This is a genomic window from Cryobacterium sp. TMT2-14 (assembly GCF_004402465.1).
Taxonomy (GTDB): domain Bacteria; phylum Actinomycetota; class Actinomycetes; order Actinomycetales; family Microbacteriaceae; genus Cryobacterium; species Cryobacterium sandaracinum.
Genome location: NZ_SOFV01000043.1, coordinates 1 through 11,317, shown reverse-complemented (window position 1 = coordinate 11,317; position 11,317 = coordinate 1). Strand labels below are relative to the sequence as shown.

11 protein-coding genes are annotated in these 11,317 nt (G+C 65.2%); 8 read left to right on the top strand and 3 right to left on the bottom strand.

Annotated elements, in window-relative coordinates; translation table 11 throughout:
* Positions 1-96 precede the first annotated feature (96 nt).
* Positions 97-885, bottom strand: coding sequence for an SDR family oxidoreductase (locus E3O28_RS15000; protein WP_134416636.1), 789 nt, complete (start codon positions 883-885; stop codon positions 97-99).
* 242 nt (positions 886-1,127) lie between these two features.
* Between E3O28_RS15000 and E3O28_RS14995 the strand changes: the two genes are divergently transcribed.
* The 7 genes from E3O28_RS14995 (at position 1,128) to E3O28_RS14965 (ending at position 7,140) form a co-directional block, all read left to right on the top strand.
* Positions 1,128-1,769 (top strand): ABC transporter permease, encoded by a 642-nt coding sequence (locus tag E3O28_RS14995; protein ID WP_104101578.1) that lies wholly within the window; start codon positions 1,128-1,130, stop codon positions 1,767-1,769.
* Positions 1,770-1,830: 61 nt separating this feature from the next.
* Positions 1,831-3,078 carry an ATP-binding cassette domain-containing protein gene (locus E3O28_RS14990; RefSeq protein ID WP_104171244.1) on the top strand — a complete coding sequence of 416 codons (1,248 nt, stop codon included), beginning with the start codon at positions 1,831-1,833 and terminating at the stop codon, positions 3,076-3,078.
* A 164-nt stretch (positions 3,079-3,242) separates the two neighbouring features.
* Positions 3,243-3,911 (top strand): ABC transporter permease, encoded by a 669-nt coding sequence (locus E3O28_RS14985; RefSeq protein ID WP_233191449.1) that lies wholly within the window; start codon positions 3,243-3,245, stop codon positions 3,909-3,911.
* Entirely contained in the window at positions 3,912-4,937 is a 1,026-nt protein-coding gene (locus E3O28_RS14980) for a glycine betaine ABC transporter substrate-binding protein (RefSeq protein WP_104101575.1), read from the top strand. It begins immediately after the preceding gene.
* A 140-nt stretch (positions 4,938-5,077) separates the two neighbouring features.
* Positions 5,078-5,782, top strand: a complete 705-nt coding sequence (locus E3O28_RS14975) for a histidine phosphatase family protein (protein WP_104101572.1) — start codon at positions 5,078-5,080, stop codon at positions 5,780-5,782.
* Between the two features lie 9 nt (positions 5,783-5,791).
* Complete coding sequence (locus tag E3O28_RS14970) at positions 5,792-6,364, top strand: DUF3090 domain-containing protein (RefSeq protein WP_104101569.1); 573 nt, start codon at positions 5,792-5,794, stop codon at positions 6,362-6,364.
* Positions 6,364-7,140, top strand: a complete 777-nt coding sequence (locus E3O28_RS14965) for an SCO1664 family protein (protein ID WP_134416634.1) — start codon at positions 6,364-6,366, stop codon at positions 7,138-7,140. The genes E3O28_RS14970 and E3O28_RS14965 overlap by 1 nt, the downstream gene beginning before the upstream one ends.
* 1 nt (position 7,141) lies before the next feature.
* Here E3O28_RS14965 and nrdG read toward each other — a convergent pair whose 3' ends face one another.
* Positions 7,142-7,744, bottom strand: a complete 603-nt coding sequence (gene nrdG / locus E3O28_RS14960; protein ID WP_134401141.1) for an anaerobic ribonucleoside-triphosphate reductase activating protein — start codon at positions 7,742-7,744, stop codon at positions 7,142-7,144.
* Entirely contained in the window at positions 7,737-9,974 is a 2,238-nt protein-coding gene (gene nrdD / locus E3O28_RS14955; protein ID WP_104101561.1) for an anaerobic ribonucleoside-triphosphate reductase, read from the bottom strand. Before nrdD ends, nrdG begins: the two co-directional genes overlap by 8 nt.
* Positions 9,975-10,282: 308 nt before the next feature.
* Here nrdD and E3O28_RS14950 point away from each other — a divergent pair, with 308 nt between their 5' ends.
* Positions 10,283-11,128, top strand: a complete 846-nt coding sequence (locus E3O28_RS14950; protein ID WP_241973156.1) for a pseudouridine synthase — start codon at positions 10,283-10,285, stop codon at positions 11,126-11,128.
* Positions 11,129-11,317 lie beyond the last annotated feature (189 nt).

The following is an 11,317-nucleotide window of genomic DNA, read 5'->3' as shown; positions in this document are numbered from 1 at the left end:
TGCCCCGCGAGGCGAAAGCCGGCCGATGGTGCCCTGGCCGAATTTGGTCTCGACCTGGCACTGGACCTGACCTTCGGAAAGCCACAGACCGATCGGCTAGCCCCGGGGAAGGAAGATCGTACCGGCAAGTGTGATCACCGTTCTGCGCGGGATGAACGTGACGAGCGATGCGGTGATTCTGTTGCGCGCACCGACAATCACGGACGGCACCGATTTTCTGGCGCTGATGGCAGCCAGGGTCACGTCGACGACATTCGAGGCCGGCACTCGCTTGCCGGGTGACTGCGAACCGGCGATGTCGAAAAACTCAGTGTCGGTGGACCCCGGACTCACCGCGAAAACCCGCACTCCGGTGTTGTGGGTCTCGCCCCAGACGGCCTCGGTGAACGACAGGACGAACGCCTTCGTGGCTGCGTAGACCGCCATCCCGGGCACGGGCTGGTACGCCGAGGTGCTGGCGATGTTCACGATGATGCCCGAGTCTCGGGCCACCATGCCCGGCAGGAAGGCAGCCGTCAGGTCGACCAGCGTGCTGACGTTCAGAGCGATTTCCGCGTGAAGGCGGGCTCGGTCTTCGTCGACCAGGCGCGCATTGGTTCCAAAGCCGGCGTTGTTCACGAGAACATCAACGGTGATCTGCTGGTCGAGGAGTTGGTGCTCGACCGCGGCGGCCGCACCGGGCTCGCTCAGGTCCTGCGAAATGACGTGGACGTCGATCCCGTTCTGCTTGCGCAATTCGGATGCGAGAGCCTCCAATTTCTCGGTTCGGCGGGCCACCAGAATGAGGCTCGTCCCCGTCGCGGCGAAGGCTCGGGCGAAGTGACTGCCGATGCCCGAGCTGGCGCCGGTGATGAGGGCGGTCTTGCCTGCGAGATCGAAATTCATTCAGCTGCTTCCTGACGTAAACGGTGTTCACACCCTAGAGGAGCATCCAGTCGGCCAGTCAGGCGCACACCGGTCCGTTATATCTCGCTGCGGCAATAGGGGGGTGGCCGTGCGAGAATGCTCAGCAACCCTCACCGAAGGCTCACAGCCTGCGTCCCCATCCAGTTCGGCATCCGCGCCTCCCATTGTGCCCGTGCCGGTGGCGGTGAATCAGTGTGTTCTCAACTCGAAGAGGTTTTGATGTGTTGGACTTTCTAGGGGATCAGTATGAGCAGATCCTATTCAGCAGTTGGCAGCATTTCAGCCTTGTCGTTCAGTGCCTGATCCTGGCGACCGTCATTGCCGTCGTGCTGGCTTCACTCGTCTACCGCAGTTCCGCGCTCACCGGGATCGCCAACTCGGTGTCGGCCATCGGCCTGACCATCCCGTCGTTTGCCTTCATCGGACTGCTCATCGCGCCGCTCGGCTTCGGTGTCCTTCCGGCCGTCGTCGTGGTGGCGTTCTTCGCCACGCTGCCCATTTTGCGGAACGCGGTCGTGGGCCTGTCGGGTATCGCTCCATCGATCGTGGAATCCGCCCGCGGCATCGGCATGAGCCGGTTTCGCACGCTCCTGCAGGTGGAACTGCCGATCGCCTGGCCGATCATCCTCACGGGCGTTCGGGTATCCGCTCAGATGGTCATGGGTGTCGCCGCGATCGCCGCATACTCCCTCGGCCCGGGCCTGGGTGGATTCATCTTCTCCGGCCTATCCCGACTCGGCGGCGCCAACTCCCTCGAGTCAGTGCTGACGGGCGTCATCGGCGTTGTCGTGCTCGCCCTTATTCTTGATCTCCTTCTCGTCGGCCTCGGCCGCCTGACCACACCTCGAGGTATCCGTGTCTGAGTACATTGCATCCAACCCTGCTGAATCCAGCAGCACCGAAGAATCCGTCACTCCCACCGGCATCACCGGTGCAAGCATCCTGTTGGACCACGTCACCAAGCGGTTCCCCGGCCAGGCGCGCCCCGCCGTCGACGGTCTCACCATGGAGATCCCGGCCGGCAAGATCGTGATGCTCGTCGGTCCCTCGGGCTGCGGCAAGACCACGACACTCAAGATGATCAACCGGCTTATCGAACCGACTGAGGGGCGCATCGTCGTCGATGGCGACGACGTCACCGACATGAACGGCGACACTCTGCGCCGAGGCATCGGCTATGTCATTCAGGCCGGAGGACTTTTCCCGCACATGACAGTCGCCACCAATATCGGCATCGTGCCGAAGATGCTCGGCTGGGACAAGGCCCGCATCGCGGCCCGCGTCGACGAGCTTCTCGAGCTTGTTTCCCTCGACCCGGCGCTCTACCGCGACCGATACCCCAAGGAGCTCTCCGGCGGCCAGCAGCAACGCGTCGGCGTGGCGCGCGCCCTCGCGGCCGACCCGCCCGTGCTTCTGATGGACGAGCCCTTCGGCGCCGTCGACCCGATCACCCGACTGCGCCTGCAAGACGAACTGCTCAACATCCAGGAAGAATTGCAGAAGACCATCGTCTGCGTGACCCACGACTTCGACGAGGCCGTCAAGCTCGGCGACTGGATCGCCATCTTCAACGAGGGTGCCCAGCTCGTGCAGTACGACACTCCGGAACGCATCCTCGGCGACCCGGCCAACGAGTTCGTCGAAAACTTCATCGGGTCCGGCGCCGGCCTCAAACAGCTCACCCTGACCCGGGTGGCGGAGGTCAGCCTCAGCGACGCCGTCGTGGGCAAACCCGGTGAACGGGCAGCGGATGTGCTGGCCCGCGTCGTCGAGACCGGCCACGGCCACGCGGTCATCGTCGATGAGCGTCGCCGACCCATCCAGTGGCTCTCCGCGCGCCAGCTCGGCCGCCTCGAGGTCATCAGCGACGTTCCCGACCCGAAACTTCCGCTCGTCGGCAAGCGGGCTACTCTCAATGACGCGCTCGACACGATGCTCGTCTCGAGCGCCGGGGCCGCGCTCGTCACGGGCCGCCGCGACATGTTCAAGGGCGTCATCGACGTTCAAACCGTGATGGACGCCATCACCCGGTCACAGTCCGCTGCCGTGCTTGAGTCAGACCAGGCCCCCGTCGGGCTGAACACCGGCCTGTTCCAGGCGCAGGTGTCTGCCGCCGAGGCAGACCTGATCGAGACCGATCCCAGCGGCGCTGACGCGCGGTCCGTTCAGTGAGTACCCGCACCCCGCATACAGAGGCGGGCCTTGCCGGCGGCGATTCCGCCGTTGAAACGCCGGGCGACCCGACTGCGACCGGCGTACCGGTCAGCCGTGCGCGCACGGTGTGGCGATCCTGGCGGGGACTGGTCTACCAGCTGGCCGGCATCCTGCTCGCGTTCCTGGCGCTCGTGATCTGGCTGCTGACGGCCAACCTGTCGCCGATCGTGCTCACCACCCTCGCTCCCGGCGCGCTCTGGGTCTACACGGTGGAGCACATCCAGCTCACCCTGCTCGCCGCGGTGATCGTGTTGGTCATCGCGATTCCCTTGGGAATCGCCCTGACCCGCAGACCCTTGCGGTTTCTGACCGCTCCGGTGCTCGCCATCGCCAACTTCGGTCAGGCGGCCCCCGCGATCGGCGTCGTCGTGCTGCTCGCGTTCTGGGTCGGCTTCGGCTTCTGGGCCGCGACGCTGAGTCTCGTGCTCTACGCCGCGCTTCCGGTGCTGCGCAACACCATGGTGGGCCTGCAGCAGGTCGACGCCCGCCTCATCGAGGCCGGACGAGGCATGGGCATGAGCTCCGCCGCCGTATTGTTTCGGGTGGAGCTCCCGCTCGCCGTTCCGGTCATGCTGTCGGGCGTGCGCACCGCTCTCGTTCTGCTGGTGGGCACCGCGGCCCTGGCCACGTTCGTCAACGGCGGCGGACTCGGCATCCTGATCACTACGGGCGTCAATCTCAGCCTCACCCCCGTGCTCGTCACCGGAGCGCTGCTCGTGGCTCTGCTCGCCCTGCTCATCGACTGGGTCGGCCGCGTTGTGGAACACATCGCCCGCCCGAAGGGACTCTAGATGTATCGCTCGTCTTCTCGCACCCGCCTCACGTCCCTCGGCCGCTGGGGGGTGGTAGCCGGTCTCCTCACCCTGTCCGCAGTCGCTCTGACCGGTTGCGGCCTGAAGCCGGCAACCTCGTACGTTCCCGCGGTCGGACCTGGGTCGATCACCCCGCTCGAGGGCGCCGAGGGCGTCGACCTCACGGTCACGTCCAAGAACTTCACGGAGCAGCTACTGCTCGGCAAGATCGCGGTGCTCGCCGGGACCGCCGCGGGATTCGACGTCACAGACCTCAGCAATCTGCCCGGCAGCCAGCCGACCCGCGAGCTGATTCTTTCTGGTCAGGCCGACATGCTCTGGGAATACACCGGAACCGCCTGGCTGACCTACCTCGGTCAGGATGAGTCGATCGCCGACCAAGACAAAATGTGGCAAGCCGTGTATGACATCGACATCCAGAACGGCATCACCTGGGGCGCACCGGCCCCGATGAATAACACCTATGCCCTGGCTGTGCGCAGTGAGGCGGTCGCCGAGCTCGGCGGCATCACGACCATGTCCGAACTCGCTGCGTTGCCGGTGGAGGATCGCACTTTCTGCGTCGAATCCGAATTCAACTCCCGGCCGGACGGCATGAACCCCATGCTCGCCCACTACGGACTCGAACGTGGCGCCGCTGACGGGGTGCCCAATGGCAACATCGGAATCTACGACACCGGTGCGATCTACAGCGCGACCGACGACGGCGCCTGCAACTTCGGCGAGGTTTTCACGACCGACGGTCGACTCGACGCGCTCGACCTCACAGTTCTGATCGACGATCTCGCGTTTTTCCCTGCGTACAACGTCGCGCCGGTCTTCTTCACCGAGTCGATCGAGGCCACCCCCGGCCTGGAAGAGATCTTCGCCCGGATTTCGCCCAAGCTCACCGACGAGGTTCTGCGCGGCATGAACCGTCAGGTTGACGTCGACGGGAAGGAACCCGCTGATGTGGCCTATGCCTGGATGATCGACGAGGGGTTCATCACCGACCCGACCGACTGAGTCACGGAGAGTCCAGCTGACTGCACCGCGTGGACGGTGTCGGCGGTCAGCTTGGAGGACGCGACGTGACATCCGGCTTCCTCAAGCATCAGATCGTCTGGCCGGGCTCCGTTCCCACCCTGCCTGTCTAGGCTGTACCCATGGCCACAGTCATCCTCGTGCGGCACGGCCGCACCACTGCAAATGCCACCGGAATGCTGGCCGGCCGCGCTGCCGGCGTTCGACTCGACCAGATCGGGCAAGACCAGGCCGCCCTCACGGCCAAGCGCCTGGCCGTGGTGCCGCTGGTCGGCGTGGTGTCGAGTCCTCTGGAGCGCTGCCGGCAGACATCTCAGTTCATCCTGGATCAGCAGGCCGGCTCGCTCGTGACGCCGGTGGAGGAGGACATCACCGAATGCGATTACGGTGAGTGGCAGGGCCAAGCCCTCGGCGATCTCGCCAAGGAGAAGCTCTGGTCGTCAGTGCAGTCTCAGCCGTCGGCCGTCACCTTTCCCGGCGGAGAGTCGATGGCGACCATGCAGGCCCGGTCGGTCGCGGCCATCCGTCGTCACGATGCGGCGTTCGAGGCCGAGCACGGTCCGGGCGCGGTGTGGGTGGCGGTCAGCCACGGCGACATCATCAAGTCCGTTCTGGCCGATGCGCTCGGCATGCACCTCGACCTCTTTCAGCGCATCAACGTGGGTCCGGCATCCGTTTCGATCGTGCGCTTCGGCACCAGCCGGCCGAGCGTGCACGCTATCAACACGGATGCCGGCGACCTCGCCTGGCTCGGCGCCAGCGCCCCTCTGGCCGACGCGCCGGTGGGTGGCGGGGCTGGTCAGGCGCCGCACACAACGGTCGCCTAAAATACCCACATGCCCACAATCGTCCATGAGTTTGCCTGGCCGGATCGTGTCGTCATCGGCACCGTCGGTCCGCCTGGTTCTCGCACGTTCTACCTGCAGGTGCGCACCGGAGCTCAGATTGTGAGCATCGCCCTGGAGAAACAACAATCCGCGCTGCTCGCCGAGAAAATCGATGAGATGCTCGACCAGCTGATGAGCCATGAGGGCAACCCGTTCAGCATCCCAAGCACTACCCCCGTCGAACTCGTCGACAACGAGCCGCTGGATCAGCCCGTCGCGGAGGAATTCCGCACCGGCGGGATGAGCCTGGGCTGGGACCCCTCGACCGTGCAGGTCGTGCTTGAGGCCTATCCGCTCGTGGAAGTCGATCCGGCCAGTGACGACGTGCCCGACGAGGATCTGCTCGACGCGATCATGCAGGAGCCGGCGGAGATGCTCCTGGTACGGATGCCCGTCGGTACCGCCCGGGCCTTCGCCAAGCGCACGCGCGAGGTGGTGGGGGCCGGCCGCCCCCTCTGCCCGCTCTGCGGCAACCCCATCGACGCCGACGGACACACCTGCACCCTCCCCGGCAGCCCCTGATGCACGATGCCGCCCTCGACGGTGAGCTCGACGGTGAGCTCGAGCTCACGGGACGCATCACGACGGCCTCGAACGCGACCTTCCTCGGCACTATCGGCGGATTCACGGTGGTCTACAAGCCCATTGCCGGCGAGAATCCGTTGTGGGACTTTCCCGACGGCAACCTCGCCAACCGCGAGGCCGCGGCCTACCTGGTCTCGCAGGCCTTCGGCTGGAACGTCGTGCCTCGGACCTGGCTGCGGGGTGGCCCGATGGGCCGGGGGATGGTGCAGCTGTGGCAGCATACCGATCCCGATCAGGATGCCGTCGACCTCGTCCCGTGGGAAGCCGCGCCGACCCCGGGCTGGCGTCGCGTCTTCGACGGCCGGGACGAGCACAATCGTGCGGTGACCCTCATCCATGAGGACTCGGCCGCGATGCGACGCATGGCCGTGTTCGACATAATCGTGAACAACGCCGATCGCAAGGGCGACCACATCCTGGCGATGCCGGACGGGCACCGTCACGGCATCGACCACGGCCTCACCTTTCACGTCGACCATAAGTTGCGCACCGTGCTCTGGGGCTGGCTGGGCGACGAGCTCATCGCCGACGAGCTGGACGGGATCGACCGGGTCAGTGCGCAGCTGACCGGCGAGCTCGGCGACATCCTCGCCGGGTTGCTCACCGACGCCGAGATCGCCGCACTGGCTGCACGCTGCGACCGGTTGCGCTCCGAAGGGCGGTTCCCGGCGCCGCGCGGCGACATGCCCGCGGTGCCCTGGCCGCTGTTCTGACCTAGATCAGGTTCCGTTTCTCGATCTGTTCGAAGGTGCCGGTCGCGTCCGTGAGCCCGCCCCACAGCGTCACCTGTCCACTGGCCAGGGACTCCTGAACGTCGATGATCCGCTGGTTGCTGCTGCCCCGGAACTGCAGTTTGAGGTCGCGTTTGGCCAGTTCGAACCGACCGTCGACCAGAACGTCGATCGTGCCGAGAAGGGCCAGCTTGTCCGCACTCTCCCGCAACAGTTCTTCGAACGTGTAGCCGGTCCAGCACCACACATCCTTCGACGTGCCGAACTCCCGGCGCACGCGGTCGAGGAGGGCCAGGCACACCCCTGTGTTGAGGAACGGCTCCCCGCCGAGGAGGGTGAGGCCCTGTACGTACTCCTGGCCGAGATCGGCCAGGATCCGATCCTCAAGTTCCTGGGTGTACGGCTGCCCGTAGCGAAAACTCCAGGTGGCCTCGTTGAAACAGCCCTCACAGGCGAACAGGCAACCGGACAGGTACAGGCTGCACCGCACCCCCTCGCCGTCGACGAAGACGAAGGGCTTGTAGTCGCCGACGTACCGCTGGCTCAGTTTCTCCGACAGCCACTCGCCGGGCCGGGGGTTACGCATCCACGGCGACGGATGCCGCGGCATCCGCCCCACGGATGCCGGTGGCGCCCGGCATGTGCTTGACCCGGGAGGTGATCTCGGTGTGCCGGCCGTGCACCATCGGGCGGGCCTGCGGGTTGCCGAGGTAGCCACAGGTGCGCTTGACGACATCGCAGGTCATCGGGTCGGCGTTGTGGCACTCGGGGCACTCGAACCCACGCGGGGTGGCGTCGAAGTCGCCCGAGAAGCCACAGGCGTAGCACCGGTCGATCGGAGTGTTGGTGCCCAGATAACCGACGCGATCGTAGGAGTAGTCCCATACCGCCTCGAGTGCCTTGGGGTTCTGCTGCAGGATCGGGTATTCGCAATAGTGGATGAACCCGCCGGAGGAGTACGCCGGGTAGACCTTCTCGAAGTCCAGCTTCTCGAACGGCGTCGGGCTCTTGCGCACGTCGTAGTGGAAGCTGTTGGTGTAGTAGTCCTTGTCGGTGAGGTTTGCCACGGCGCCGAACTTCGCGGTGTCGAGTCGGCAGAACCGGTCGGTCAGGCTCTCGCTCGGCGTCGAGTACACGCTGAACTGGTAGCCGTACTCGGTGCTCCACTCCTGGGTGCGCCCATGGAGCGTGCGCAGGATCTCGACGGTGAAGTCCTTCGCCTCGGGATTGGACTCCCAGTCACCGCCGTAAAAGGCCGCGGCCACCTCGTAGAGGCCGATGTAGCCGAGGGAAACGGTGGCGCGCTTGTTCTTGAAGAGGGTGTCGACGGGCTGACCGGCATTCAGGTGTTGGCCGAAGGCGCCGTAGATGTAGAGGATCGGGGCGTTCTCCGGGGTCGCTTCCTTGCACCGGTCGATTCTGAAGAGCAGGGCGTCGCGCGCCGTGCTCACCCGTTCGGCAAGGATGCTCCAGAACTTGTCCTTGTCACCGGCGGCCTCGAGGGCGATCCGGGGCAGGTTGAGCGTCACGACTCCGAGATTCATCCGACCCTCGGAGACGTCGTTGCCCTGCTCGTCGGTCCAGCCCTGCAGGAACGAGCGGCAGCCCATCGGCACCTTGAAGCTGCCGGTGAGTTCGACGATCTTGTCGTAGTTGAGGATGTCGGGGTACATGCGTTTGGTGGAACATTCCAGCGCAAGCTGCTTGATGTCGTAATTCGGGTCGTTCGGTGCAAGGTTGAGGCCGCGCTTGATGGTGAAGATCAGTTTCGGGAAAATTGCCGTGCGCTTCTCGCTGCCGAGCCCCTCGATCCGGATCTGTAGGATCGCCTTCTGGATTTCTCGCTCGAACCAGCTGGTGCCGAGGCCAAAGCCCAGGGAGGTGAAGGGGGTCTGCCCGTTCGAGGTGAACAGGGTGTTGATCTCGTATTCGAGGCTCTGCATCGCGTCGTAGATGTCCTTGAGGGTCTTCTCCTCGGCATAGGACCGGTGCTGCGACTTATCCGCGATCCACTTGCCTGCGTCGACCAGGTGCTTTTCGAGGTTCTTCTCGGCGTAGGGGGCGAGAACTTCGTCGATGCGGTTCCCCGAGCATCCGCCGTACTGGCTCGACGACACGTTGGCGATGATCTGCGAGATCTGGGCCGTCGCCGTCTGGATCGACCGGGGCGGGTTGACGTCGGCGTTGCCGATTCGGAAGCCCTGGCTCAGCATCGTCGTGAAGTCGATCAGGCAGCAGTTCGTCATCGGCGCGTAGGGGTGGTAGTCGAGGTCGTGGAAGTGCAGGTCGCCCTTCTGGTGGGCGTTGGCGACGTGCGGGGGCAGCATCTTCAGGCCGATGGCCTTGCCCACCGCGCCGGCGGTCAGGTCGCGCTGGGTGTTGAAGACGTCGCTGTCCTTGTTGGCGTTCTCGTTGACGACCGACTCGTCTTTGCTGATCAGTTTTATGATCGAGTGGTTGATGTCGGTGGCCTTGCTGCGGGCGAAGTCCCGCTGGATGCGGTAGTTGATGTAGGCCTCGGCGGCGTCGTACTCCTTGCTGTCCAGCAGGGCGTGTTCCACGATGTTCTGCACCTCGTAGATCTTGATGTCGACCGCGAAGCGCGAGGCGATCTCGCGGTCGACGCGAGCGACCAGGTCACGGATGGTGCGGTGCGTGAGCGGGGTCAACTCGCCGTTCACCTCGGTGAAGCTCTTGGCCAGTGCCGCGTAGATGCGGGCGTTGTCGAAGGCGAGCAGGCGGCCGTCCCGTTTGGCCACCATGAGCGCGCCCAGAGCATGCTCGGTCGTGAGGTTTCCTGCGCCGGGATTTTCCATTTTCAGCACGCGCTGCCATCTCCTTGGGTCGGTACCCACGGCAATCGGGCGGGACGCTGAGTCGGGCGAAAGAACCACATCTAGTGGTTGGGGTGCGATTCACATACTACCTGTAGGGTTTCGCAGTCATGTGCTTCGGCTCGCCGCCGGTGTCTCCGAGTTGGTGGAGCGGTTGCCGGGCGGCGTACGATCGGTGAATGCCACCGCCCTCCCCGTTGCCACAGCGCCACGGGCTTGACGCTGCCTGGGTATGCACGCCGGATGGGGGCCGGGCCGGGCCGCATCCGTGGCCGACCATGGGTGCGTGGTTGCTCGAGCGACTCGCCGAGTTTGTCGATGTCGCCGGGTTTCTGGCCGGGGAACGCTTCGCCTATCAGTCGGGCGCGCTGGTCGTGGGCAGCGACCCCTACGGCCCGCGTACCTTTGTCTGGTTTCATCGCGATCTCGCCGATGAGACAGTCGTGCCCGGGACCATCCACGTGGTGCATCGGGATGCCCGACTCGTCGTGATCGACAAGCCGGCCTTTCTCTCGACCATTCCGCGCGGCCGACACGTTGTACAGAGTGTGGTGGTGCGCTTGCGCGCCGAGTTGGGACTTCCCGAGCTCTCGCCGTTGCATCGCCTGGATCGGGTGACATCGGGCCTCGTGGTTCTGGCGACGGAGCGGCGCTGGCGTGGGGAGTATCAATCGATGTTCCAACGCGGCGAGGTCGAAAAGACCTACCGGGCGCTGGCCCCGCTGCGGCCGGATCTGGATTTGCCCGTCACCGTGCGCAACCACCTCACGAGCAGGCGCGGCCACTGGCAAGCCGAGGTGACCGACGACCCGGCCAATGCCGAGTCGCTGATCGAGCTGGAGACCGTTCTGCAGCACACGGGCGTCTATCGGCTGACGCCGCGCACCGGAAAGACCCATCAGCTGCGAATGCACATGCTGGGCCTAGGGATCCCCATCATCGATGACCCGGTGTACCCGGTCGTTCAGGATGTCGCGCTCGACGATTTCACCCGCCCGCTGCAGCTCCTGGCGAGCGAGGTGACCTTCACCGATCCGATCGACGGGGAGTTGCGCCGCTTCGAGAGCTTCCGGGCGCTTCCGCTGCAGGCTGAGGTTGCTGTTGCTGTTGCTGGGGCTGCTGCTGGCTCAGCCTGAAGGCGCCCCAACCTCCCGACCCATCGCGAAGCATCCGCCGCCGGCCCCCGGCCGAACGAATTCGACGGAGATTTTGGCTCTCCTGCTGCTTCCGTGGGTTAAACCCGGCCGGGGAGTGCGGGTTTGTGGCCGCCGAGGCTGAGCATGGCCAGGGCGATGAGGGCGTCGGGTGATTTGAAGCCGAAGGCG

Excerpts from the sequence above, each read along its gene's own strand:
- E3O28_RS14965 (WP_134416634.1), top strand. The coding sequence starts at position 6,364 with ATGCACGATGCCGCCCTCGACGGTGAGCTCGACGGTGAGCTCGAGCTC.
- E3O28_RS14980 (WP_104101575.1), top strand. The coding sequence starts at position 3,912 with ATGTATCGCTCGTCTTCTCGCACCCGCCTCACGTCCCTCGGCCGCTGG.
- E3O28_RS14970 (WP_104101569.1), top strand. The coding sequence starts at position 5,792 with ATGCCCACAATCGTCCATGAGTTTGCCTGGCCGGATCGTGTCGTCATC.
- E3O28_RS15000 (WP_134416636.1), bottom strand. The coding sequence starts at position 885 with ATGAATTTCGATCTCGCAGGCAAGACCGCCCTCATCACCGGCGCCAGC.
- E3O28_RS14975 (WP_104101572.1), top strand. The coding sequence starts at position 5,078 with ATGGCCACAGTCATCCTCGTGCGGCACGGCCGCACCACTGCAAATGCC.
- nrdD (WP_104101561.1), bottom strand. The coding sequence starts at position 9,974 with ATGGAAAATCCCGGCGCAGGAAACCTCACGACCGAGCATGCTCTGGGC.
- nrdG (WP_134401141.1), bottom strand. The coding sequence starts at position 7,744 with ATGCGTAACCCCCGGCCCGGCGAGTGGCTGTCGGAGAAACTGAGCCAG.